The following is a 24,737-nucleotide window of genomic DNA, read 5'->3' on the forward strand; positions in this document are numbered from 1 at the left end:
TGAAAAGGCTTGAGCGGCAGGTCGTCCGGCAACGTCCAGCGCGACCCGCCCCGGACGCTACCGTAACGCTCAGCGAATGATCGTACGCAGGAAGTCGAGCACGGTCTGCACCTCCCGATACGTCGGCACATCCAGCTCGCGCTTGCGCTTGCTACCACCGCCCGCGGCTTTCGGTGCGGGCAACGACATCGCTGTTTGCTTCACGTTCGCGGGCATGCCGGGGAAGAAATCGATCCCGGCCAATGTCTCGAGTTCAGCCACGCTCACGACCGAATAATCGCCCGTGGCTTCATTCGCGACAAGATACGCGCCCGCCTGCTTGCGCTTCGGGTCGTACACCACCTTGAACAACTGCGTGGGCACCATCACACGATCGCCGACCTGCGTGATCGTCTTGCCCTTGAAAAGCGGTCCGGTAATGACGAACAACTCGCCGCGATCCTGCGCGAGCTTGCGTACGCTCGACTCGATCCCGGCCCACAGGTAGCGATTGTTCTCGCTGTTCTGCGGCACCATGTTCGACAGCGAAAAGCTCTCGGACTGCGCTTGCGCATCCGGCATGTCCGCCGACGGCGCCATGTGCCCCCGGTCGTAGCCCGAACGCACGTAATCGCGCAACTCGGCGCGCTCACTCGGCGGTAGCTGCGCTTCGGCGTGGAAACTGTTCACGCGCGAGATCTGACGGGCATCGCTCAGGTTGGCGCGCGTGAGATGCTCGGCCGACCAGAGCGGCGTGCGCGTAACGCCTGAGTGCATGACGCCGAACGCCCTGAAGCACACCTCGCGCGCCGCGCGCGTCATGGCGCTGTTCGTGATGTCCGGCGCGGTGCCGGACCAGTAGTGATTGCCGCACGCGCTCGCGGCAGCCTGGGCGTCACGCGGCGCGGCGCCAAGGGCCGCGACAGCGACTGCGGTGGAGATAACCAACTGCCCGGCCATCGCGCGCAAGCGGCTTGCGCGCACTGCGGTGACCGTCCATCGAGACTGCTTCATCGCACTGCTTAGGGGAAGACGTAAGGGGGTGCGATTGTAGCGGATGAACGGCTATTCGGGGACCACGTTCCCCGCGCCATAGGCAGCGCACTGCAACGTCTGGGCGGGGCCGAGGTTGTCGCACTCATCCGCCTGCGCGCTCGGCAACCATGCCTGCTCAAGGAAGAGCAGGCAGAGCATCAGTGCGAGCATGAGGAGCAGCGTTTTCATTGCGGCATCCGAGTTAGGTTGCCGCATTGTATGCGGGGATAGCAGCGCGAAACCGGTCGCCGTGAGACGGAATTGTTTCGTTTCGTTACCGGCGCTCCGACGCTCCGGCATGACGACAAGCGCCCCGCGCGAACCGACGCCCGTCACGGCGCCGTCCCGCTTGCACGCGCGCTCAGGCAATCACGCGCCGGGCACCTCACCGCGTTGCGCGACGAGCGCCGCCAACGCTTCGCTCGACGGCCCTTCGGCACGCAGGCCGTTGACTACGCCCACACGATCGGGCATCGGCCGGTTCTGCGACATCTTGAACTTGCCTTCGATGCGGCGAATCGGAATCTCCACACCGACGATAGCGCGCAGCATGCTATCTACGTAGTCCGCCGGCGCATCCTCCACAGCCCACGGTGCCAGACGCCCCTGCTCCTGCGACTGCGTGAGATCACCGACGAGACGCCGCAACCAGGCCGCGTCGTCGATCACGCGCGGTGTGCCCCACACGTGCACGGCGGCATAGTTCCACGTCGGCACGACCTTGCCATGTTCGGCCTTGGCCGCGTACCACGACGGCGTGATGTAACCCTGCGCCCCGGTGAATGCGACGAGACACTCATCGACGTCGCGCAACGCCGGTCCATGCGGATTAGCACGGGCCAGATGTCCGCGCAGCGTACCGAACTCGCCTTCCTGCACGTACATCAGGAATGGAATCGAATCGGCGATCAGCCCCTGTGCGCCCGCACTCACCAGCAGGCCAAGCGGATGCTGGCGAATCAGATCGTGCAGGACTTCGGGACGATCTTCGGTGAAAGCGGCAGGCTGATACATCGATGACTCCGGTCAAAGGCGGCGGGTGGGGAATGACGCTTAGCGTACGTCCGGGCGTGGCCCGGCGCAAAGACCCAATCGATGGAATTTTTTTGATGCCACGAAGGCGAGCGACGCCGCCGAAGGATTTATGAGACGGACCACCGGCGTGGCCCGTCTCATCGGGCGTGATGCCCGTCGTCAGAGGAAGGACTTGGCCTGATCGAGCACCTTGTCGCAGACCTTGCGCGTGAGCTGTTCCTTGAGGCCACCGCCGTTCAGGTCGACGGTCTTGCCGTCCGGCGACGACAGCATGCCTTTGACACCGTCGAGATACCCGGGGCTGGCGGCAGCCGATCCAGACTGCGTGCCGATCTTGCCAAGCAACTTGTCTTTCACGTCGGTCGCGGAGCTGAGATTCGCGCCACCGAGATAGTTGTTCTTGATGCAGAACTGGAGCACGCCGGTCGCATTGCCGATGCTGCTCGACGTCAGCGATCCCGACGACGCCAGCCCGCCCAGCCCGCCCGGCAGCCCGCCGGCGCTACCGCCCGAGGTGCCACCACCAACGGCGTTCTTCAGCAGATCGAGCTGGGCGTGCGCCGACATCGGCACGCCCAGCGCCGTTACCAGCGCGAAGCCGATCGCCCCTATCCGTGCACCTGTCCGTGCCCTTCGAGTGAAACCGGTGCGGGTCGGGTTGACGGTGCGTGCCTTGCATTCCATGCCTCGGGACATACGATCCTCCGTGATGTGAATGACGTGGGGTCAGGTCGGACCACTATAGCAGGCCGCCCATCACGCAACCCGGACATCCCTCAAAACAGGACGGCAGTCGTATCGATCGTCTCCGGTATCACGACGCTTGCGTCGACCCCGGCATTTTCCTTGAGCAGGAATACGAGATGATGGCCGGAGAGCAGTTCGATGCGCCGGTCGCGTGCGAACTCCTCGACGCCCTCGTCGAACTCGCCGGTCGTGATCAGCATGCCGCGCGCCGCGCCGATCTGCTGCATCTCGGCGAGCATGGCGCGGGCCACCGCGATCTCCAGTCGCGCCGTGCGGTCCATCACGCGGAAGATCTGGACGACGACATCGCCCCCGAAAATCGGATGCGGATCCCACGCGCGGCAGGTCAGCATGCCCTCCTGCTCGCCCGGCAACAGTGGCGGACCTTCGAAGCCATGCGAGCGCAGCAGGTGGAACATCACCTGCGTGAAATCCTTGTCGCTGAGCGTCATCAGATTGAAGCGGCGATCGACGGCGACGTCGGCATCGGTGACGACCTGCGTCATGTCGACGCCCGCGACCGGCGTCACCGCGAGCAACGCTTCGGGACGCGTCGACACCCGTGCGCCGAGCGTCGCCAGATGTGTCGCAGCGTCCCCCTCCGTCAGCACGAGGGCGGCGAAGTCGGCACGCGCCACGTGCGCGCTTGCGAGGCAGACACGCTCGCCCCCGTCGCTCGCATACACGTTGAAGACGATGGCGCCCACGTGACGCAGCGGGTCGGCCAAGAACAATTCATGGAGCGAGCGCAACACGATCTGGCGCAACGCACTGGCATAGACCTGCGCGCGAACCAACGCTCCGGCCTCACCCGCCGGCACGCCTTGCACGGTCGCGTCCGCTGCGTTGTAGTGGTAGTCGAGGGCAATGGGCACGGCGGCATCGAGCGTCGGCACGTCGTAGCCAATGGCCAGCAACTTGTGTGTCTCGACGTAATGCGCGGCGAGTGTCTGCGTGAAGGCTTCCGGATACGGGCTTCGGCTGAGTACGATGCGGGCATAGCCGGTCACGGCCGCCGCTTCGCCGCGCAGCAAAGCGCCCTCGAAGTCGGCCACCGCCGCGTTGTGACGCGCACTCTCGGCGCGCGCAGCCTCGGTGGCCTTTTGCTGCGCGATCTGGAGAATCATCGATCCTTGCGTGCGACGGATCTTCGATGCTTCGTACTCCCGTTCGGTATGCACGAATTCGCTGCGCGCCTTGGCGACGGCCTGCTCATAACGGCCAGACGCTCCCGGCATGGCCAGCGCCAACCGCCCCGGCTTTTCGGGCGCAAAGGCTTCCCACTCGGGTTTGGGCAGGACTTTCGGGAGATGGCGCGTGTCGAGCACCGGCGGCGTGTTGCGCGCCCGCAGATCGGCCGGCGGAATCCGCAGGTCGCGAGCAAGGCCGTCGGCCAGCAAACGCTCCAGCCTCGCCATTTCGAACCTGGCGCGAGCGCCCTGCGCAGCCGCCTCCGCCTGACGCCAGGCCAGATGCAGACGCTCGCCTGCCGCCGCGTCGCCCGCAGGCGCTTCTTCCCAGGCGCGCTGCGCCTGATCCAACGCACGGACTTCCGCCAGCGAACGCGCCTGCGATTGCGCGTGCTGCTGCTCGCGCAAGTGCGCGGCGCGCCAGAACTCGCGCGCCAGTCGATCGATGATGCTCTCGAATCCCCGGTTCACTACTGCCCCCGCATGCAATTTTGATTTTGTTTTGTCCCGCGAACTACCATCCAACCCTATCCGACATTTATGTAGGGGACGATTGTAGGACGTTGCCCCACTTTGCCGCAAAAAAATCTTTGATTCTCAAGACATCCGGACATGTTGCGCATACAACGCTCCGCCCTTCGCCGTCATCAAATCGCCATCGCCGCGGCGCACGATGCGCACGACGGTCACGCCGCCCGGTTCATCTGTCGAACCGCGCTCAACGCTGCGTGGACGCCCGGACTTTGGGATCGGGACATCCACCACGCATCGATGACGACTACCATGACGCCGGCTCATCGCATGTTGATTCCCCCCATTTCCTGAAATCGCGTCATGACTGAACTCGCTCCGAACGCCGCGTCACCGACACCGCCGACACCCCCATCCCCCCGGACCGCCCCGAACCCGACCTCCACGCCCTGTCTGCGCACCGCCCTGTGGAGCGCCCTGGGGTGCCTGCTGCTCGCGCTCGTTGCCATCCCCTGGGTCGACCGGCCTGTCGTCGACTTCGCCCATGCTCACACGCAGGGCACGCCCTGGATTCAGCACATCGCCGAGTTGCCGGCACCGCTGTTCGTCGCGGCATGGCCGGCGTTTCTGATCATCGGCGCGGTGCTGTTCTTCCGTCGCCGGCTGCCGTCGTGGGCCGTGTCGCTGTGGCTTGCGGCCGGCGCCGTGGGCGTGAGCAGCCTGGCGAAGCAGGCCTTGAAATACGTCTTCGGCCGCACGTGGCCCGCCACGTGGATTCATGAGAATCCGTCGTATCTGCGCGACGGCGTATTCGAGTTCAAATTCTTCGCGAGCAACTACGCCTATGCGTCGTTCCCGTCAGGACACCTCACCGTGATGCTCGCCTTCACGACCGTGCTCGCGCTGCGTCACCGCGTGCTTCGCGTGCCTTGCGCGATCGCCATCGCGCTCACGACTTTCGGCCAACTCGCCTCCGCCTATCACTGGACGAGCGACGCCCTGGCGGGTGCCGCACTGGGCATCACCGTAGGCGCATTGTTCGTGGCGGCGTGGCAGTGCTGGCAGGCGGGACATCACGCCTGAGTCGTCAATGAGCGGTGCATAGGGTCGCGGTGGGCCGCCCCATCATGGCGACCCACCTGCCGTACGCATCATCGGAAGCACGGCGCCCGTTCATCTCGCGACGGGATCGCCGCATAATGTCGGCGGAAAACAAGAAACCATGACCGTCGATCCCTCGCTTCCTCTCATTCCCCTGATTCTCGGCGCCTGCATCGCCGGCTTCGTGCAAGGCCTGTCGGGCTTCGCCTTCAGTCTCGTCGCCCTGTCCTTCTGGGCGTGGTCGCTGCCGCCCACGCTGGCGGGTCCGCTCGCGGCTTTCTGCTCCCTCATCGGTCAGTTGCTCGGGTTGCGGGCCGCGCGTCGCGCCGTGCCGTTGAGCCGACTCGCACCGTTCGTGCTTTGCGGTCTGGTCGGCGTGCCCGTCGGCGTGTGGATCCTGCGCTACCTCGATCCGGTGTGGTTCCGGGCCGGCATCGGCGCGATCCTCGTGGTCTACTGCACGCTGCTTTTGTTGGCTTCGCGCCTGCCACGCATTCAACACGGCGGACGCGCGGCAGATGGCGTCGTCGGTTTCGTCGGCGGGGTGATGGGCGGCATCGGCGGGCTCGTGGGCGTGGTGCCGACGCTGTGGTGCACGCTGCGCGGCTGGGACAAGGACATGCAGCGCGCCGTCATGCAGATCTTCTTCATCGTGATGCACACGCTGACCATCACGCTCTACGCCGTGCATGGCGTAATCACGACACAGACGCTGCATGTCTTCGCCATTGCCGTGCCCTCGATGATCCTGCCCACACTTGCGGGCGCATGGGCCTACCAGTTCCTCTCGGATCATGCCTTCCGGCGCATGGTGCTCGCGCTGCTGGCCTGCTCCGGCGTGACGCTGCTCGTCGGTACGGTGCCGGAACTGTTCTCGCGCTGAAGGTCTCCCGGCCAAGCCAGCGCATACCGGCACAAGCAAGCACAAACGGGCATCAGGGTCCGGCGTTAGGATGGCGATTGTGGATGGGAAACGTCCCAGCCGCGCTCGCCAACTCATCCGCCGGGCTTGCCCCCGCCCCTTGCCATGGCTGCCGTTGCCTCGTTTCTCGATCGTGCTGCCGCAGGCAATGCGCTGGCCGAAGTCCTCGCCGCCCATGAACTGCTCGCGCGCTGCGCCCCGCCGCTTGTCCTTGCCATTCCGCGCGGCGGCGTACCGGTGGCCATGCCTATCGCCCGTCAGCTCAATGGCACGCTCGACGTCCTGCTCGCGCACAAACTGCGCGCGCCCCATCAGGCCGAACTGGCGGTCGGTGCGGTCGATGAGTTCGGCGGCATCTTCCTTGCCGACCATGCGCTCTCGCTCGGCGCGACCGGCACGTACCTCTCGCATGAAAGCGCCCGGCAGCGCGCGTTGATCCAGCAGCGGCGCCAGGCCTACACCCCGGGACGCGGTGCACCGCACGTGACGGGGCGTCCGGTCGTGCTGGTCGACGACGGCATCGCGACCGGCGCCACCATGACAGCGGCGCTGCGGGCGATGCGGCGTCTGGGTGCGACGCCTCTCGTCGCATGTGCGCCGGTCGGGGCGCGTGAGGCCATCGCCCGTCTCGCCAAGCTCGCCGACGCCGTTGTCTGCCTCGAAACCCCGCAACCGTTCTATGCCGTCAGCATCGCGTACAGCGACTTTGCGCAGACGGACGACGCGACGGTCATCGCGTTGCTCGCCATGGCGGCGGACCGCCCCTGACGCGCCGTCGGCCCATGCCGGCGAGGGGCATCGTCGCCAACCGCACCCACCAGAGATAGCGCTCACGCCAGCCGTAGCGGCACACCCTGCGATTGCACTACACTTGAGCCTGCTGCACGCCACGGCCCACGCCGGGGATTGACGTGCGGCCTGCGCCGCCTCTTGCCCATCAGTTTCGACGGAGCTTGTGATGACGACGTCCCTCATTCTCAACGTGATTGGTCCGGATCGCCCCGGTCTGGTCAATGCCATTGCCGATCGCGCCACCGCTGCCGGCGCCAACTGGCTCGAAAGCCGTCTCGCCAATCTTGCCGGCCAGTTCGCCGGCATCATCCATCTGCAAGTCCCGGACAATCAGGCCGACGCGCTCACGCTAGCCATGCACGGGCTGGAGACGCAAGGCCTGCAAATCTCCGTGACGCGCGCGCAAAGCGCCGCTGCGGATCCGGCGGCCCGCATGCTTCAGCTCGATCTCGTCGGCCAGGACCACCCCGGTATCGTCAAGGAAATCTCTCACGTGCTCTTCACGCGCGGCATCTCCATCGACGAACTCGCGACGGAATGCGTCGAGGGGTCGATGTCGGGCGGCACGCTCTTTCGTGCGACCGCGCGGCTTCATGTGCCCGCCAGCGTGAGCACCGAGTCGCTGCGCGAAATTCTCGAAAGCCTTGCCGACGACCTGATGGTCGATGTCGAACTCGATTCGCCTGCCGGTGCGTGAGCGCGCACCGATGAAGCGAGCCTTCCTGATTCTGCTGGGGACGGTGGCGATCATCGCCCTGCTCTCGTTGCTGCCGCTGCCGTTCGAGCGCAAGACCCACGTCGTGAGCGTGGCCACGTTGCGCGCGCCCCCGCAAGCGGTCTACGACTACGCCACCACACCGGCGAACTGGCCGAAGTGGCATCCGGCGTCGCTGGCCGTGCAAGGCGAAACCGATCATCCGCTAAAGCTTGGGGATGAAGTGGCGGAAGAGTTTCGGCTCGCGGGCCGTCACGGCATTCTTCACTGGCGGGTGGTCGAGGCGAAGCCGCCGTACGAATGGCGTATCGAAGGCGAGATGAACCGACGCCCGTCGGGAGAAGTGCGCTACAAGATCACCCCGGACGGCACCGGCACCCGCTTCGAGCGCGACTTCATCTATCGCACGCCGAATCTGCTGTTCCTGATTCTCGATCCGATTTTCATCGGACCGCGCATGCGTGCCGAATCCGCGCAGGGCGCGAAGCAGCTCGAACAGATCTTCGAAGCGCTCACGCCGGCCGATCCCTCTCCACCGTTACCGGCATCGCGCGAGGGTGCCGCGAGCGCAGCGACGGCGCAGTGACGCAACCACGCGGTAGCGCAGATGCGGCGCACCGGTGGCGCGGCGCAGGCATCGGCCCAGTCTTCATCGTGCCGGCGTCCGCCCCTCTGCTATGCCATCGCTGACGCGTTCTTACTCGTTGAAGGTTGCCGCCATCGTCTCGGCGGCGTCCCGGAGTTCGGGCAGGAAGGTCATGAGCTTGTCGAGCGTGCAGTGCTGCGCGCTCGCCTGCACCGCGATGGCGGCGCACGCACGATTGCGATCGAGCATCACCGGTACGGCGACGGCGATCATCCCCGGCACGTGCTCCTCGTTGTTGGTCCCCACGCGACGTTTGCGTGTCTCGACCAACTCATCACGCAAGTCTTCCAGATCGGTGATGGTGTTCTCGGCGCGCGGGCGCAACGGCAGGTGCGCGATCAGCTTTTCGCGTCGCGCCCGGGGCAGGAAGGCGAGCAGCAACTTGCCGCTGGCCGTGCAGTGCAACGGCACACGCGAGCCGGGCGACAGCTTGAGCTGGCGCGACCAGTCGGTCTCCACGCGGTCGAGGTAGACGAGGTCGTCGCCCGAGAGCATCGACAGGTTGCAGGTTTCCCCGAGCTTGTCGACCAACTGCTGAAGCACCGCATGACGTGCTGCCGCCGGCCCCACGTGCATCAGGGCATTGACGGCCATCGCCCGTACCCGCGAAGACGGCTCGTAGTGACGGCTCCCCGCCTCGCGCGTGACGAGCCAGGCGGCTTCGAGCTGTTTGAGAATGCGATGCACCGTCTGCTTGGGCAGACCGATCGCGGCGACAATCTCCGCGAGTGTCATCGGCGCGCCAGAGGCGCTGAGAATTTCCAGAATGCGAAATGCGCGGACGGCCGCGGCGTTCGACTGATTGCTCATGTCGGTTGGATCTCGGGTTCGAGTTGTGTTCTAGATCGTTATCGATCGCGGCGGCCTCCCTACACTCCTACGTCGACACGCCACCGCCCCAGCCCGCTCCCAAGCTGCCACGCCGCCGTGCCGCCGCGCCATATCACCGCGACGTCCCGTTTTCCGCATTCTAGTGCGAATCGTCTATTCCGACGATTGCAGACAAACCCGGAGATATTCCGAATATTTGATACCTCAGCCGCATAAACAAAGGCGGGCGGACGGGGCCGGCACATTGCCGCCCGCCGTCCGCCCGCCTTCGCGGGTTCCCGCCGATGTGCGCTGACAACGGGCTTATGCCTTGCCCGACAGCACGCGCAGGCGGTGAATCAGGCTCGACGTGTCCCAGCGCGACCCGCCCAGCGCCTGAACGTCGCCGTAGAACTGATCGACGAGCGCGGTGACCGGCAGCGAAACGCCGTTACGTTGCGCTTCGGCCAGACACAGCCCGAGGTCCTTGCGCATCCAGTCGACGGCGAAACCGTAGTCGAACTTGCCGTCGATCATCGTCTGACCGCGGTTATCCATCTGCCAGCTCGCGGCCGCGCCCTTGTTGATGACGTCGAGCACCAGCGGCATATCCAGCCCGGCGCGCTGGCCGAAGTTGATCGCCTCCGACAACCCCTGCACCAGACCGGCGATGCAGATCTGATTGACCATCTTGGCCAACTGACCGGCACCGGCCTCGCCAATGCGGGTGACGGCACGCCCGTACGCACCGAGCGTGGCCGCCACGCGGTCGAACGCCGGTGCATCGCCGCCGCACATGATCGTGAGTACGCCGTTCTTGGCGCCGGCTTCGCCGCCCGAGACCGGGGCGTCGACGAAGTGCAGTCCCTTCTCGCGGGCGACGGCATACAGTTCGCGTGCCACGTCAGCCGAGGCGGTGGTGTGATCGACGAAGACGGCATCCGCCTTCATCCCTGCAAATGCACCATGCTCGCCGAGCACGATGCTGCGCAGGTCATCGTCGTTGCCCACGCAGGCGGCGACGATGTCGGCGTCGCGCACCGCTTCGGCCGGCGTGGCCGCAGCCGCGCCACCGTATTCCTTGGCCCATTGCTGTGCCTTCGCAGCCGTGCGGTTATAGACCGTAACCGTATGACCGGCGCGTTGCAGGTGACCGGCCATCGGATAACCCATCACGCCGAGACCGAGGAAGGCGACGCGAAGGGAGACGGGCGCGGAAGATTGCGTTGTGGGGGAAGTCAATTCAGGGGCCTCGCAGGTGGATGCATGGTGGGAGGCCGCAGGGCACGCACTGTGTCGTGCGCACACGGCGGTCTCGTCTGAAATACAGGGGGCTTGCGAGCCGTCATTATAGATATGGGCCACGTGCCCACGCCAGCGCAATCCCCCGTCACACGGGGCATCGGCGACGTTTCGCCCCAGTTTGGTGCGCCACTGGGGTTTCAATAATCGCTCGTAAACAATTCATTGTCCCGCCGGTTTGAAAAATTGTGTTTCCGTGACTGGCGTTACTGCTCCGTTCCGATACAATGCGCGGCATGGCTGATTTTGATACCAGTTGGTCAATTCGCGTTTACTACGAGGACACCGACGCCGGAGGCGTCGTCTTCTACGCCAACTATCTAAAATTCTTCGAACGGGCCCGAACCGAGTGGCTCCGTTCGCTTGGCATCGAGCAACTTGAACTGGCCCGCAATACCGGAATGATCTTTATTGTGCGCGCCACGGCACTCGATTACCTGAGCCCTGCCCGCCTCGACGATCTCGTTGTCATCAAGAGCCGCATCGAGCGCGTTGGCGGCGCCTCCGTCGACTTCCTCCAGGAAGCCTGGCGCGACGCCCCCGACGGCACCAGCGAACTGTTGGCGCGCGGCAGCATCAAAATCGGCTGTGTGACCGCGCAGACGTTGCGCCCCGGCAAGATTCCGCCGCACGTTCGTCTCGCCATGCAGTCGGCCGCCACGGCGGCCAACGCCCTGGCCCAGGCGTCTGCCCGCCCGGCAGCCGCCTGAAGCCAGGGATAAAAATTCCGGTCAGTCAATAACCACACCATGCCCGATCAAGACCTTTCCATCATTTCGCTGGTCATGCATGCCAGCGTGCTCGCCCAGGCAGTCATGGGCCTGCTGCTGCTGCTCTCGCTGCTTTCGTGGACGCATATTTTCCGCAAGATCTTCGCGATCCGGCGCGCCCGCACCCAGACCGAGCGCTTCGAGCGTGATTTCTGGTCGGGTGGCGATCTTCAGGCGCTGTATCAGAGCGCCCTGAACAACCGTCATCAGACGGGCTCGCTCGAACGCATCTTCGAATCGGGCATGCGCGAATACATCAAGGCAAGCGAGAAGGGTCTGAACGATCCGCACGCGATTCTCGACGGTGCACGCCGCGCCATGCGCGCTTGCTATCAACGTGAAATGGACGCGCTCGAAGCCAATCTGCCGTTCCTCGCGTCGGTCGGTTCGGTCAGCCCGTACATTGGTCTGTTCGGGACGGTGTGGGGTATCATGAACGCATTCCGCGGCCTCTCGAACGTGCAGCAAGCCACGCTCGCCAATGTGGCGCCGGGCATTGCGGAAGCGCTGGTGGCCACGGCCATCGGTCTGTTCGCTGCTATCCCTGCCGTGGTTGCCTACAACCGCTTCGCCACCGACATCGACCGGCTGTCGATCCGCTTCGAAAGCTTCATCGAAGAATTCTCCAACATCCTGCAACGGCAGATTCACTAAGCACTCCGGGAGCGCCGAGACATGGCAGGTTCTATGCGCAACGCTCGCCGCGGCCGTCGCGCCATGGCGGACATCAACGTCGTGCCGTACATCGACGTGATGTTGGTGCTGCTCGTCATTTTCATGGTGGCGGCCCCGCTGGTCGCGCCGTCGATCGTCAATCTGCCGAGCGTCGCCAACGCGAGCCCGCAGCAGCAGACGCCGCCGGTGGTCGTCAATATCGAAGCGGACAATCGCATGCTGGTGCGCTACAAGGATGGTGAGAACACCATCGAGCAGCGCATGAGCGCGGGCGATCTGACCGGGTTCCTGCAAGGCCGTCAGGCTGCGAACCCCGATCAGCCGGTCGTCATCGCCGCCGACAAGTCGGTGCGGTACGAAATCGTCATGAACGTGATGTCCGATCTCAAGGCTCAGGGCGTGAAGCGCGTGGGCCTGCTCGTCAAGCAGAAATGAGTCGCACCGTCGCCCGTCAGGGCCGTCCCGATCGTCCCATCGGTCCGCACAATAGCGAACGCGGCACGGGGCGGGCTTTCCTCCTCGCGCTGCTCATGCACGCGCTGTTGTTCGCGCTGCTTTTCTACGGCATGCGCTGGCAGAACAGTTCGCCCGCCGGTTCCGAAGCGGAGTTGTGGACGCCCTCCGAAGTGGCCGAACCGACCCCGCCGGTCGTGACGCCGCCGCCCACACCGGCGCCGCCGGCCGTGGCCGCCCCCACGCCGCCGGCCGAAGACGCCGACATCGCCCTCCAGCAAAAGAAGCGCAAGCAGGAACAGCAAGCCGCCGAACAGGCGCGGCTGCTCGAGGCGCAGCAGGAAAAAGCCCGTCAGGAAGCGCTCAAGCAGAAGCAGCTCGCCGAGCAGCAGGCCGCCGCCGAACTGGCGCGCAAGAAGGCCGCCGACGAGGCCGCTCGCCAGCAGAAGCTGGCCGATCAAAAGAAGGCTGACGATCAGAAGCGTCAGAAGGAAGAAGAGGCCAAGAAGGCCGAACAGCTCAAGCAGCAGCAACTGGCGGACGCGCAGAAGAAGGCCGACGCCGAGAAGAAGGCTGCCGAAGACAAGGCAGCCAAGGCCAAGGCTGCGAAGGAAGCGGCAGCGCAAAAGGCAGCAGATGCGGCACGCGCCGACCGTCTGGCCTCGTTGCGCGGCATGGCAGGTGGCACGCCGGGCGCGACCGGTAACGGTCTGGGCTCGCAGGCAGGCGGTACCGGCTCGGGCGCCGGCGGCACGGCATCGGCGGGCTACGCCGATCGCGTGCGCGCCAAGGTCAAGCCGAATATCGCGTATGGCGGCGACACCGAGGGCAATCCCACGGCCGTCGTTGCAGTGCGTCTTGCTCCGGATGGCAGCGTACTTTCGATGCAGCTGGTCAAGTCCAGCGGCAATCCCGCCTGGGATGCCGCCGTGCAGGCCGCCATCACCAAATCCGATCCGTTGCCGCGCGACACGAACGGCAAAGCCCCCCCGAGCGTCAACCTGCGCTTTAGCCCGAAAGGCTGAGTGTGTTGTCAAACGGGAACGAAAACCGAGCGGTGCGAGTCCATTTTCATTCGAATGTGGTAAAAATGCCCCTTGCACCGCGTAACTGACCAATCGAACGCATGCGAATCTCCAGTCAATATGCATGGCGTGCGCTGGTGGCCACCTGGCTCACCGCGGCTTGCACGATCGCCCATGCGCAGACACCGCTGACCGTCGACATCACGGGTGTCGGTTCCAACCGCTACCCGATCGCCGTGTCGAACTTCAAGGGCACCGCGCCGACGGACATCGTCTCCGTCGTCAAGGCTGACCTGAGCAACAGCGGCCGCTTCAACCAGATCGACACGGGCGGCGCAACCGTCGGTGTCGACGATTCGGTCGATCTCGGCACGTGGCGGGCCAAGGGTGCGAACGCCTTCGTCTCCGGCACCATCGTTCCCCAGGGCAACGGCAACTTCCAGGTCAGCTTCCGTCTCTACGACGCCGTGAACGGTCAACCGCTCGGCGGGCTGGCCCTCACCTCGTCGCAGGCGAACCTGCGACTGACCGCGCACAAGATCGCCGATTACATCTATCAGAAGCTGCTGGGCGACCGGGGCGTGTTCGCCACGCGTCTGTCGTACGTGCTGCATAACGGCCCGAACTACCAGTTGCAGATTTCGGATTCGGACGGTCAGGACGCGCGCGTCGCGCTCAACAGCCGCGAGCCGATCATCTCGCCGGCCTGGTCTCCGGACGGCACCAAGGTGGCCTACGTCTCGTTCGAAAAGCGCAAGCCGGTCGTGTACATCCACGATCTGCCGACCGGCCGCCGCGCCGTGCTGGCCAACGAGAAGGGCAACAACTCGGCGCCGTCGTGGTCGCCGGACGGCAGCAAGCTCGCCGTGGCCCTCTCGCGTGACGGCAACACGCAGATCTATCAGGTCAACGCCAACGGCGGTGGCCTCAAGCGTCTGTCGCGCAGCGGCGCGATCGACACCGAACCGCAGTATTCCCCGGACGGCAAATGGATTTTCTTCACGAGCGATCGTGGAGGTGGTCCGCAGATCTACAAGATGCCGGCCGGTGGCGAGAGTGAAGGCGGCGCGCAGCGCGTTACCTTCAAGGGGAGTTACAACGTCAGCCCGCGAATCAGTCCCGACGGCAAGTTGCTCGCGTTCATCGCGCGTCAGGGTGGCGGATTCAAGCTGTGCGTGCAGGATATGAGTACTGGCGATGTTACGGCTCTGACCGACACCAGCCACGACGAGTCACCGAGTTTTGCCGCAAACGGCAAGTACATTCTCTATGCAACGCAATCGGGGGGCCGAAAGGTCCTCGCGGCAGTCTCGGTGGACGGGCAAACCCGGCAGATTCTTCAGGTTCGGGGAGGGGAAGTTCGCGAACCCTCCTGGGGCCCTTTTATGCAATAACATCAACAGCAACATCACTCGGAGGCTCACATGAGTTCCCTGCTTCGTAATATCCTCGCCATCTCTTCGCTGGCCGCTCTGGCCGCTTGCTCGTCGGGTGTGAAGCTTGACGACCAGGCTAACGCCAACAAGGGTCAGACCACGACCGACGCCCGCGCCGTCGCCCCCGTCGACGCTTCGGCCGACGAACTGAACAACCCGAACGGCCCGCTCGCCAAGCGCAGCGTGTACTTCGGTTTCGATTCGTACAACGTCGATTCGCAATACACCCCGCTGCTCCAGGCACACGCTGGCTTCCTGGCCAAGTACTCGCAACGTCACGTGCTGCTCCAGGGCAACACCGACCCGCGCGGTACGAGCGAGTACAACCTGGCCTTGGGTCAGAAGCGTGCTGAAGCCGTGCTGAAGGCCATGACGGCACTGGGCGCCAACACCAGCCAGATGGAAGCCGTGTCGCTGGGCAAGGAAAAGGCTACGGGTACCGACGAAGCCACCTGGGCTCAAGACCGTCGCGTCGATCTGGCTTATTGATTGAATCGTCATGACGTCTCGTTTGCTTAAAAACATGATCTGCGCGGTGACGCTCGGCACTTCGGTGCTGAGCCCGCTCGCGCATGCCGGATTGTTCGACGACGACGAGGCGCGCAAAGCGATCCTCGATATCCGCAGCCGTCTGGATTCGGACAAGCAGCGGATCGAGGGGCTCACGCGCAACGTGCTGGATTTGAACAACCAGATCCAGCAGTTGCAACGTGATCTGGCCGACCAGCGCGGCCAGAACGAGGATCTGAAGAACCAGCTTGCGAACCTGCAACAGAGTCAAAAGGATTTCTACACCGACCTCGATGGTCGTCTGAAGAAATTCGAACCGCAGCAGATGACCGTCGGCGGCGTGACAGGCACCGTCCAACCGGGCGAGAAAGATGTCTTTGACGCCGCGCTGACGAAATTCCGCAACGGTGACTACAAGGGTGCGCAAACGGATTTCCGGACCTTCTCGGCGAAGTATCCCGCCAGCCCGTATCAACCCGAAGCACAGTTCTGGCTTGGCAATGCGCAGTACGCCAACAAGGATCTGAAGGGGTCGACTGCGACGCTGCAAGGGATCGTGACGAAGTACCCGACGAGCCCGAAGGCTGCCGAAGCCATGCTGGCAATCGCCAGCAACCAGGCGGAATCCGGGCAGACTGCGGCAGCGAAGAAAACGTTGCAGGATTTGGTGGCCCGGTACCCGGACAGCGAATCGGCAGCGGAGGCCAAGAAGCGTGCGGCCAAGCTGAAGTAAGACGCCCTGCGGGAGGTTGCGCGAACCAATCTTCCGTATGAGGTCACTCGTCAAACGAACGACGCCGCCTTTGGGCGGCGTTGTCGTTTCTGGCGTCTCGCGAGACCTCAAGTAGAATACGGACTTTCCAAACGTTCGAGGCGCGGCGTCTCAGGGGATGCGTGTGGGCGCACAGTCGCCGGCACGTCACGGCGACCGCACCCGCGATGTGATCGTGCACTGGCTGCGCGGCACGTCTGATCACAACAAAGCCGGCGGCGCCCCGCTGCCCGCGACAATGCATCGAACGGCCGGGCACGGCCGCTATCGTCTTCTCGCCTCATGACCGACGTCGATCTCACCGCCCTCTCCCACACTGTCGTGTGGCTCACCTTCGGCCTGGCCTTCGTGTTCGGTGCCGTGCTCCAGCGCACGCACTTCTGCACGATGGGTGCGCTCTCCGATATCGTCAACATCGGCGACTGGAACCGCATGCGCATGTGGTGGCTGGCCATCGGTGTCGCCACCATCGGCACCGGCGTCATGGCGTCGCTCGGCATCATCGATCCGGTCAAGGCGATTTACACCACGCCGCGCTTCACGTGGCTGTCGTATCTCGTCGGTGGATGGTGTTTCGGCGTGGGTATGGTGCTGGCCTCCGGATGCGGCAGCAAGACACTGGTGCGGATCGGCGGCGGTAATCTGAAGTCGCTGCTCGTCTTCGTGATGATCGGCGTATCGGCGTACATGACGCTCAAGGGCTTGTTCGCCGTCTTCCGTGTTGCGGCGCTCGACAGCGTGCAAACGACATTCGCCACGTCGCAGGATCTGCCGACGTTGCTGGGGGGCCTGTTCGGTGGCGATGTGCACCGCGCGCAGCTCATCCTCGGTCTGGTAATCGGCGGCGCGTTCGTGATTGCGGCTGTCGTGCGTCGTGAGTTCTGGACGTTCGACAACTGGCTCGGCGGGTTGGTCGTGGGTGCGATCATCGTCGCGCTCTGGTATGTGTCGGGCAAGATCGGTTACGTGGCGGAGAATCCGAACACGCTCGAAGAGAGTTTCGTTGCGACGAACTCGGGCAAGATGGAAGCCCTGTCGTTCGTCTCGCCGCTGGCCTACACGCTCTACTGGCTGATGATGTGGAGCGACACGAGCAATGTCATCACGCTGGGGATTTCGAGCGTGCTGGGCGTGATTGCCGGATCGTTCGTGTACGCGCTGGTGTCGCGCAACTTCCGCTGGGAAGGTTTTCAGGGAACGGAAGACACGGCGAACCACATGGTCGGTGGCGTGCTGATGGGTTTTGGCGGTGTGACGGCGTTGGGCTGCACCGTGGGTCAGGGATTGTCGGGCGTATCGACGCTGGCGGTCGGGTCGTTCGTCGCGATTGCGGCGATTCTGGCGGGCGGCGTCTGCGCGTTCAAGTATCAGATGTGGCGCATTGAGCGCAGCGTTTGAGCAAAATTCGCGCGCAACCGCGTGAAAAGCCCCGGAAACGGACACATCTGCGTCACAGAAGTCTTGACACTATAACGACTGCGACGCTATAATCTTTTTCTTCGTTGGGTCGTTAGCTCAGTTGGTAGAGCAGCGGACTTTTAATCCGTTGGTCGCAGGTTCGAATCCTGCACGGCCTACCAAACGAATTCAAGGGGTTAGCTTCGGCTAACCCCTTTTTATTTTCCGCGCGAATTGAGCATCCTTCCTTTGGCGAGCCCGTCGCCTTGCTCTGTGCGCCGTCAGATATGACGGCACCGCAAACCGTGGCCGAAATTACGCAGCGCAGCAACAGATTGCGCATTTTTTCGCGCAGCTCGTCAGGCATCCCGATACGCACGTCACCGTACATAGACGGCAGACAACGTGCAAATTCATCAAAAAATCCTTCCGCGACAGCCACTTGCGCCACATACCAGATCTGCATATGCATACCATTTTTGCTTGGTAGTCCGCGCGATCCCGCAGGGTTTTAATACCCTCTCGGGGCACGGGTGATCCAGATACAGGAACTCTCCTTATGCCGTTGTCGGAGCTTTCTTCCTGGTCGGATCATGCGCGCAAACACACTGCGGCGATTTTCGCTTTCTCTTCTGCTGACGCTCGCGTCCATCGTAACTGCACACGCACAACCGCTGCGTATCGGCACCAACCCGGGCATGCTCGGCGACACACTGGAAGTCGCAGCGAAGGAGGCCAGAAAGCAGGGGCTGGACGTGCGCGTCATCGAAATGACGGACTGGACGACACCCAACGTCGCACTGGCCTCCGGCGACCTCGACCTGAACTACTTCCAGCACACAGCGTATCTCGATAACGAGGTTCGCGAGCGCGGCTACAAATTTGCCGTGGCCGGCGTCGGCGTCTTGCCGAACATCGGCCTGTTTTCCACGCGCATTCAGCAACTCTCGGCACTGAAGAACGGGGCGACGGTCGCGCTGGCCAACGATCCGGTCAATCAGGGCCGCGGTCTGCAACTGCTCGCGCGCGCAGGTTTCATCACCCTCAAACCCGGCGTCGGCAGCAAAGCCACGCTCGCCGATATCGTCGGCAATCCGAAAAAACTCGACATTAAAGAGATCGAAGGCCCGCAACTGGTTCGCGCCCTCGACGATGTCGATCTCGCACAAGGCTATCCGGCGCGTTTCGTGACCGCAGGCAAGCCCGAGATCGCCACACACGGCCTGATCTACTCGACGGTGGACGATGCGCAATACGCAATCGTATTCGTCGCCCGCGCCGATAACGTGGCCGATCCACGCATCCGGCAGTTCATCCGGATCTATCAGGAATCCCCCGCCGTGCGGGCCAAGATCGACGAATCCTACGTCGGCGACAAGCGACTCTACAGCCTCCCCTGGCTGAAACACTGAGCGCACTTCAGGGCAGAGCACCGCCTCTTCGTTCATCCACACGCTGTTCGTTTCCGGAGTTACCCATGAAGCTTTCCCGCGTTTTCCTCGCCCCGCTGGCCGCCCTCGTCATGCTCAACGCCCACGCCGCAGACAAGCTGCGCATCGGCGTGGTGCCCGGCGCGTACGGCGACTCGGTTGCCGTGGCCGCCAAAGAAGCCAAGCGTCAGGGCATCGACGTGGATGTCGTCGAATTCACCGACTGGACGACGCCGAACATTGCCGTGAACTCGGGCGATCTGGACATCAACTACTTCCAGCATCAGCCCTTCCTGAACAACGCGATCCAGAAAAACGGCTACAAGCTGGCGAGCGCCGGCACCGGCATTCTGGCCAACGTCGGCCTGTACTCGCTCAAGCACAAGAGCATCGCCGATGTGCCGGAGCGCGGCACCGTCGGCATCGCCAACGATCCGGTCAATCAGGGACGCGGCCTGCTTCTGCTGCAAAAGGTCGGTCTCATCAAGCTCAAGAGCGGCGTCGGCTTTCTCGGCACGATCAACGACATCGTCGATAACCCGAAGAAACTGCGCTTCGTCGAAGTCGAAGGTCCGCAATTGGTTCGCATCACGCCCGACGTCGACCTCGCTCAGGGCTACCCCCACTTCATCGTCGCCGCCAAGGCGTTCGATCCGTCCAGCGGGCTGGCCTACTCGGGCATCGAAGATGCACAGTTCTCGATTCAGTTCGTCGTGAAGGCCGATCGCGTCAACGACCCGGTGGTGCAGAAGTTCATCCGTATCTACCAGAACTCGGACGCCGTACGGGCCACCGTCAATCAGGCGTTCAACAACGACAAGCGTCTGTACTCGCTGTCGTGGATCAAGCAATGACACACGCACCCGCCAACGCGAAAGGAGCTTCGTCATGAGTGTGACTGCCACCGCAAGACGGACCTTGGCCGAACCGCCCGTACATGAGTCGGCAGCGCAAACCCCGCAACGGGTCGTGACGGACGCCCTGCCCCTGCCGCAGGGCGTAAGAGGCGCAGTGACGCTGCGCGGCGTGACGAAGACTTACGCGTCGTCCGCCGGACCGGTGACCGCGCTCGACGCCATCGATCTGAACATCGCGTCAGGGAGCATCTTCGGCATCATCGGGCGCAGCGGCGCGGGCAAGTCGAGTCTGCTGCGCACGATCAACCGGCTGGAGCGACCGAGCGCGGGCGAGGTCCGGATCGACGGCATCGATATCGCTTCGCTGACGGACGCGCAACTGGTGCAGCTTCGCCGCCGCATCGGCATGATCTTCCAGCACTTCAACCTGCTCTCGGCGAAGACCGTCTACGACAACGTTGCGCTGCCGTTGCAGGTCGCCGGCGTGCCCCGCGCGCAGATCGACGCCCGCGTGCGCGAGTTACTGGCGCTGGTCGGTCTCTCGGAGAAGGCAAGCACGTATCCGGGCCGCCTGTCCGGAGGACAGAAGCAGCGTGTTGGCATCGCCCGCGCGCTCGCAACCGGCCCCGAGATTCTCCTGTGCGACGAAGCCACCTCGGCGCTCGACCCCGAGACCACGCAGGCGATTCTGCGTTTGCTGCGCGACATCAATCGCAAGCTGGGCATCACGATCGTGCTCATCACGCATGAAATGAGCGTCATCCGCGAAATCGCCGACCGAGTGCTGGTGCTCGAGCAGGGCCGCATTGCAGAGCTCGGTGAAGTCTGGCGTGTCTTCGGCGCGCCGCAGCACGATGCCACCCGCGCGTTGCTCGCGCCGCTCAAACACGGCGTGCCCGACGATCTGCAACAGGCGCTGCTAACCGAGCGGCCCGCACAAGCTCACCTGCAAATCCTGCAACTGACGTATCGCGGCGCCGACGGACTGGAGCCCGATTTCCCCCGCATTGCCCACGCACTGCGCGGCAGCGTCCGCCTGCTGCATGGCGGCGTGGACCGCATTCAGGGCCACGCGCAAGGGCAGTTGCTGATCTCGCTTGCCGGCGGCGCTGCCGAACCGGACTGGCAAACCCTGACGCGCGGGCCTGCGGCCATTGCGCATGACATCGAGGTACTCGGCTATGTCGCTGACACTGTCCATCTCCATTGACCGTTACTGGAACGCGCTGCTCGACACGCTGATGATGGTCGGTGTGTCCGGCGGCATCGCATTCGCGGCAGGCGTGCCGCTGGCGGTCCTGCTGATCGTGACCGCGCCGGGCGGCTTTCTCGACTGGCCGCGCGTGAACCGCGTGGTCGGCGGCGTCGTCAACGGCTTTCGCGCCACGCCCTTCATCGTGCTGCTCGTGGCGCTGATCCCGTTCACGCGTCTGGTGGCCGGTACCACCATCGGGGTCTGGGCTGCCATCGTGCCGCTCGCCGTGAGCGCCACGCCATTCTTCGCGCGCATCGTCGAAATCAGCCTGCGGGAAGTCGACCCGGGCCTGATCGAGGCCGCGCAGGCGATGGGCTGCGAGAAGTGGGACATCGTGCGCCACGTGTATCTGCCCGAAGCTCTGCCAGGCGTGATCGGCGGCTTCACGATCACGCTCGTCGCCCTGATCAGCGCCTCGGCAATGGCAGGCGCCGTGGGCGCGGGCGGACTCGGCGATCTGGCCATCCGTTACGGTTATCAGCGCTTCGATACGCAAGTGATGCTCATCGTGATCGCTGCCCTGATTCTGCTCGTCACCCTCGTGCAAACGGCAGGCGACCGGTATGTGCACTGGCTGCGCAGCCGGTGAGCCGCGCCGCATTTTTCCGCACGCCCTCCTGACCCTGCATTGAGACACGCCATGCCCCCTCTGAACACCTTGAACGCCCCGGGCGACGCTTCGACCGCAAGTCCGGCAACGCCGTCGACACCGGACACCTCTACTGTTGCGACAGCATCGCACCCGCGAGTCTTCACGCGTCTGCCGTTGCCGCCGACCCTGCCGCATCGGATCACCAGCGAAGCCGAAGCCCTCGCCATCGCCCGCACGCTGGCGGATGCGTTTCGCGCCGGCGCCGCCGAGCGCGACAGCGAGCGCCGCCTGCCGTGGGACGAAATAGAGCAGTTCACCGCCAGCGGTCTGTGGGCGATCACCATTCCCCGTCGGCACGGCGGACTTGAGGCCTCCTACGAGACGCTGGCGCAACTGTTCGTGACGATCTGCGCCGCCGATCCGTCGCTCGGTCAAATCCCGCAGAACCATTTCGCCGTGGTGCAGAACCTCAGCGACATGGGGAGCGAAGCGCAGCAACGGCGCTGGTTCGCCGATGTCCTTGCCGGGCATCGTCTGGGTAACGCCGGCCCCGAGCGGAAATCAAAGGCGGCGCAACTGTACTCACCCACCGCGCATCTCACGCGCGACGCCGACGGCACGCTGCGCGTGAGCGGCACGCGTTACTACTCGACGGGCTCCGCCTTCGCGCACTGGATTCCATTTCGTGCGGTCGACGATGCAGGCCGCGCCGTGCAGGTATGGGCACGGCGCGACGCCCCCGGCGTCAGCATCATCGACGACTGGGAGGCGTTCGGTCAGCGCACCACGGCCAGCGGCGGCGTGATCTTCGAGCGCGTGGCCATCGGTGAGGACGACGTGGTGCCGGTCTGGCGCTTCGAGACCATCCCCACCCTCTCGGGCCCCGTCTCGCAACTGATTCAGGCGGCCATCGACGCGGGCATCGCACAAGGCGCGCTCGCCGACGCCCTCGACTTCGTGCGCGACAAGAGCCGCCCCTGGGTCGATGCCGGAGTCGCGCGCGCGAGCGACGACCCCTACATCATTCACGAAATCGGCCAGCTACAGATCGAAGTCGATGCTGCTCACGCGGTACTGCTCGAAACCGCCCGCTATCTGGACGAACTCGCCGCCCATCCCATCGACGAGGCCATCAGTGCGCGTGCTTCCGTGGCCGTGGCCGAAGCCAAGATTCTGACGACGGAAGCCGCGCTCAACGCCAGCGAGCACCTTTTCGCCCTCGCCGGTTCGTCGGCCAGTCGCGCCAGATACAACCTCGATCGCCACTGGCGCAATGCCCGCGTGCATACGCTGCACGACCCCGTGCGCTGGAAGTACCACCTGATCGGCAACTACGTGCTCAATGACTTGCCGCCGCGCCGTCATCAGTGGAACTGACCAACCGAGAACCTCGACGCCGCCGCACTGCACCACAGCGCCACGAAGGCGACAACAAAGACGACAAGAGCGACGACAAAGCCGCCAGGACACACAAGCAAGCCGTTATGACATCCGCATCGACATGGGAGCTCCAGAGCGTGGCTAACGAATCCAGACAGACCGGCGATAGCAGCAAAAGCAGCGCCGCCAGCGCAACCTCGACAGACCGGCGCGCGGACCGTCCGGCGCCAGCCCCTGCCCCACGGCAACCGGCGCAGATCATCCGCGACGACGCTCACGCACTGGAGGTCGCCCGCGCTTTCGCGAACAGCATCGCCCCGGGCGCACGCAAGCGCGACCACGAGCGCAGCCTGCCGTGGCAGGAAGTCGAGCAGTTCAGCCAGAGCGGTCTGTGGGGCATTACCGTGCCAAAGGCCTACGGCGGGGCCGGGGTGAGCACCGTCACGCTCACGCAAGCGGTGAACCTCATCGCGGCGGCCGACGGCAATTTCGGTCACATCCCGCAGAACCACTACTACTCGCTCGAAGTCCTGCGCGTTGGCGGCACCGAGTCGCAAAAGGCCTTCTTCTACGATCGCGTGCTGCGCGGCGAGCGACTGGGCAATGCGCTGGCCGAGATCGGGCAACGCGACTACAAGCGCCGCACGCAATTGCTGCGCGAGTCCGACGGCTGGTTCGTTCAGGGCGAGAAGTTCTATTGCACCGGCGCCATTTACGCGCACTGGATTCCCACGTTGGCCGTGACGCAGGAAGACGGCGCCGAGCGCGCCTATCTGGTGTTCGTACCACGCACCGCGCCGGGCGTGACGATCACCGACGACTGGGATGGGTTCGGCCAGCGCGTCACCGGCAGTGGGTCGGTGCAATTCTCGCGCGTGCGCGTCGAACCGGAATGGGTCGTGCCGTTCACCGCGTCGTTCGAGCGGGCAACGACCATCGGCCCGTTCGCGCAGATCATCCATGCCGCGCTCGACGCGGGCATCGGCCATGGCGCGTTGCAGGCCACGCTGCCGTTCATCCGCGATCACGCACGACCGTGGATCGATTCGGGCGTGCAGAGCGCCGCGCAGGATCCGCTGCTGCTCGAACAGATCGGTAACGTGCACGTGCGTCTACGCGCTGCCGACGCCCTCGTCGCACGCGCTGCGCGCGCCGTGGACGCCGCCCAGCTCGCGCCAGACGAAGACAGCGTGGCGGCTGCCTCCGTCGCCGTCGCCCAGGCCAAGGCGCTGAGCACCACGGCCAGCCTGCTGGCGAGCACCAAGCTGTTCGAGTTGTCCGGCACGAGCGCCACGTCGTCCCAGCGCGGCCTCGACCGCTTCTGGCGCAACGCGCGCACGCACACCCTTCACGACCCGGTGCGCTGGAAGTACCACGCCGTGGGCAACTATGTCCTCAACGGTGTGCGTCCGCCGCGCCACGGGGCGATCTGACGCCGG

At 64.5% G+C, this 24,737-nt stretch carries 26 protein-coding genes and 1 tRNA gene; 20 read left to right on the forward strand and 7 right to left on the reverse strand.

Annotation, left to right across the window (positions count from 1 at the left end; translation table 11 throughout):
- Window positions 1-69: 69 nt before the first annotated feature.
- The 5 genes from C5N93_RS13025 to C5N93_RS28440 all read right to left on the reverse strand — a co-directional run bounded on the left by C5N93_RS13025 (window position 70) and on the right by C5N93_RS28440 (window position 4,457).
- A complete protein-coding gene (locus C5N93_RS13025; protein WP_242559575.1) occupies window positions 70-993 on the reverse strand; it encodes a DNA/RNA non-specific endonuclease in 924 nt (307 codons plus the stop codon).
- A gap of 51 nt (window positions 994-1,044) precedes the next feature.
- Window positions 1,045-1,203, reverse strand: coding sequence for a hypothetical protein (locus C5N93_RS13030; protein ID WP_170836213.1), 159 nt, complete (start codon window positions 1,201-1,203; stop codon window positions 1,045-1,047).
- Between the two features lie 180 nt (window positions 1,204-1,383).
- Window positions 1,384-2,028, reverse strand: coding sequence for an FMN-binding negative transcriptional regulator (locus C5N93_RS13035; RefSeq protein ID WP_242559576.1), 645 nt, complete (start codon window positions 2,026-2,028; stop codon window positions 1,384-1,386).
- A 180-nt stretch (window positions 2,029-2,208) separates the two neighbouring features.
- Complete coding sequence (locus C5N93_RS13040; RefSeq protein ID WP_242559694.1) at window positions 2,209-2,616, reverse strand: DUF2501 domain-containing protein; 408 nt, start codon at window positions 2,614-2,616, stop codon at window positions 2,209-2,211.
- 209 nt (window positions 2,617-2,825) lie between these two features.
- The gene (locus tag C5N93_RS28440) at window positions 2,826-4,457 is read right to left on the reverse strand and encodes a restriction endonuclease (RefSeq protein WP_242559577.1); all 1,632 of its coding nucleotides are present in this window, start codon (window positions 4,455-4,457) and stop codon (window positions 2,826-2,828) included.
- A gap of 363 nt (window positions 4,458-4,820) precedes the next feature.
- Here C5N93_RS28440 and C5N93_RS13050 point away from each other — a divergent pair, with 363 nt between their 5' ends.
- The 5 genes from C5N93_RS13050 (at window position 4,821) to C5N93_RS13070 (ending at window position 8,573) form a co-directional block, all read left to right on the forward strand.
- The gene (locus C5N93_RS13050; protein ID WP_242559578.1) at window positions 4,821-5,540 is read left to right on the forward strand and encodes a phosphatase PAP2 family protein; all 720 of its coding nucleotides are present in this window, start codon (window positions 4,821-4,823) and stop codon (window positions 5,538-5,540) included.
- 139 nt (window positions 5,541-5,679) lie between these two features.
- Window positions 5,680-6,441 (forward strand): sulfite exporter TauE/SafE family protein, encoded by a 762-nt coding sequence (locus C5N93_RS13055; RefSeq protein WP_242559579.1) that lies wholly within the window; start codon window positions 5,680-5,682, stop codon window positions 6,439-6,441.
- A 144-nt stretch (window positions 6,442-6,585) separates the two neighbouring features.
- Window positions 6,586-7,248: a phosphoribosyltransferase family protein gene (locus tag C5N93_RS13060; protein WP_242559580.1), complete on the forward strand. Its 663-nt coding sequence runs from the start codon at window positions 6,586-6,588 to the stop codon at window positions 7,246-7,248.
- 190 nt (window positions 7,249-7,438) lie between these two features.
- On the forward strand, window positions 7,439-7,969 hold the full coding sequence (locus C5N93_RS13065) for an ACT domain-containing protein (protein WP_242559581.1): 531 nt from the start codon (window positions 7,439-7,441) through the stop codon (window positions 7,967-7,969).
- Window positions 7,938-8,573, forward strand: coding sequence for an SRPBCC family protein (locus tag C5N93_RS13070; RefSeq protein WP_242559582.1), 636 nt, complete (start codon window positions 7,938-7,940; stop codon window positions 8,571-8,573). The genes C5N93_RS13065 and C5N93_RS13070 overlap by 32 nt, the downstream gene beginning before the upstream one ends.
- A gap of 111 nt (window positions 8,574-8,684) precedes the next feature.
- Here the strand turns inward: C5N93_RS13070 and C5N93_RS13075 are convergent, their stop codons facing one another.
- Together C5N93_RS13075 and C5N93_RS13080 are read right to left on the reverse strand one after the other, a co-directional pair.
- Entirely contained in the window at window positions 8,685-9,443 is a 759-nt protein-coding gene (locus tag C5N93_RS13075) for an IclR family transcriptional regulator (protein WP_242559583.1), read from the reverse strand.
- A gap of 324 nt (window positions 9,444-9,767) precedes the next feature.
- Window positions 9,768-10,685, reverse strand: a complete 918-nt coding sequence (locus C5N93_RS13080; RefSeq protein ID WP_069341797.1) for an NAD(P)-dependent oxidoreductase — start codon at window positions 10,683-10,685, stop codon at window positions 9,768-9,770.
- A gap of 287 nt (window positions 10,686-10,972) precedes the next feature.
- Between C5N93_RS13080 and ybgC the strand changes: the two genes are divergently transcribed.
- The 15 genes from ybgC (at window position 10,973) to C5N93_RS13155 (ending at window position 24,731) form a co-directional block, all read left to right on the forward strand.
- Window positions 10,973-11,455: a tol-pal system-associated acyl-CoA thioesterase gene (gene ybgC / locus C5N93_RS13085; protein ID WP_242559584.1), complete on the forward strand. Its 483-nt coding sequence runs from the start codon at window positions 10,973-10,975 to the stop codon at window positions 11,453-11,455.
- Between the two features lie 39 nt (window positions 11,456-11,494).
- A complete protein-coding gene (tolQ, locus tag C5N93_RS13090) occupies window positions 11,495-12,169 on the forward strand; it encodes a protein TolQ (protein WP_044455157.1) in 675 nt (224 codons plus the stop codon).
- A 21-nt stretch (window positions 12,170-12,190) separates the two neighbouring features.
- Complete coding sequence (gene tolR / locus C5N93_RS13095) at window positions 12,191-12,625, forward strand: protein TolR (protein ID WP_046291400.1); 435 nt, start codon at window positions 12,191-12,193, stop codon at window positions 12,623-12,625.
- Complete coding sequence (tolA, locus tag C5N93_RS13100) at window positions 12,622-13,668, forward strand: cell envelope integrity protein TolA (protein ID WP_242559585.1); 1,047 nt, start codon at window positions 12,622-12,624, stop codon at window positions 13,666-13,668. Before tolR ends, tolA begins: the two co-directional genes overlap by 4 nt.
- A 101-nt stretch (window positions 13,669-13,769) precedes the next feature.
- A complete protein-coding gene (gene tolB, locus C5N93_RS13105; RefSeq protein WP_242559586.1) occupies window positions 13,770-15,062 on the forward strand; it encodes a Tol-Pal system beta propeller repeat protein TolB in 1,293 nt (430 codons plus the stop codon).
- A gap of 30 nt (window positions 15,063-15,092) precedes the next feature.
- Window positions 15,093-15,593, forward strand: coding sequence for an OmpA family protein (locus C5N93_RS13110; protein ID WP_242559587.1), 501 nt, complete (start codon window positions 15,093-15,095; stop codon window positions 15,591-15,593).
- A 10-nt stretch (window positions 15,594-15,603) separates the two neighbouring features.
- Window positions 15,604-16,347, forward strand: a complete 744-nt coding sequence (gene ybgF / locus C5N93_RS13115; protein ID WP_242559588.1) for a tol-pal system protein YbgF — start codon at window positions 15,604-15,606, stop codon at window positions 16,345-16,347.
- Between the two features lie 321 nt (window positions 16,348-16,668).
- Complete coding sequence (locus tag C5N93_RS13120; protein WP_242559589.1) at window positions 16,669-17,784, forward strand: YeeE/YedE family protein; 1,116 nt, start codon at window positions 16,669-16,671, stop codon at window positions 17,782-17,784.
- Window positions 17,785-17,890: 106 nt separating this feature from the next.
- Window positions 17,891-17,966 (forward strand) — tRNA-Lys (locus C5N93_RS13125).
- 411 nt (window positions 17,967-18,377) lie between these two features.
- Window positions 18,378-19,196, forward strand: a complete 819-nt coding sequence (locus C5N93_RS13130) for a MetQ/NlpA family ABC transporter substrate-binding protein (RefSeq protein ID WP_242559590.1) — start codon at window positions 18,378-18,380, stop codon at window positions 19,194-19,196.
- 65 nt (window positions 19,197-19,261) lie between these two features.
- Window positions 19,262-20,068, forward strand: a complete 807-nt coding sequence (locus tag C5N93_RS13135) for a MetQ/NlpA family ABC transporter substrate-binding protein (protein WP_242559591.1) — start codon at window positions 19,262-19,264, stop codon at window positions 20,066-20,068.
- A gap of 34 nt (window positions 20,069-20,102) precedes the next feature.
- Window positions 20,103-21,281 (forward strand): ATP-binding cassette domain-containing protein, encoded by a 1,179-nt coding sequence (locus tag C5N93_RS13140; RefSeq protein ID WP_242559592.1) that lies wholly within the window; start codon window positions 20,103-20,105, stop codon window positions 21,279-21,281.
- Window positions 21,253-21,915, forward strand: a complete 663-nt coding sequence (locus C5N93_RS13145; protein ID WP_242559593.1) for a methionine ABC transporter permease — start codon at window positions 21,253-21,255, stop codon at window positions 21,913-21,915. The genes C5N93_RS13140 and C5N93_RS13145 overlap by 29 nt, the downstream gene beginning before the upstream one ends.
- A 51-nt stretch (window positions 21,916-21,966) precedes the next feature.
- Complete coding sequence (locus C5N93_RS13150) at window positions 21,967-23,295, forward strand: SfnB family sulfur acquisition oxidoreductase (RefSeq protein WP_242559594.1); 1,329 nt, start codon at window positions 21,967-21,969, stop codon at window positions 23,293-23,295.
- Between the two features lie 260 nt (window positions 23,296-23,555).
- Window positions 23,556-24,731 (forward strand): SfnB family sulfur acquisition oxidoreductase, encoded by a 1,176-nt coding sequence (locus C5N93_RS13155; protein WP_242559695.1) that lies wholly within the window; start codon window positions 23,556-23,558, stop codon window positions 24,729-24,731.
- Window positions 24,732-24,737 lie beyond the last annotated feature (6 nt).

Source organism: Pandoraea sp. LA3 (assembly GCF_022696215.1).
Taxonomy (GTDB): domain Bacteria; phylum Pseudomonadota; class Gammaproteobacteria; order Burkholderiales; family Burkholderiaceae; genus Pandoraea; species Pandoraea capi.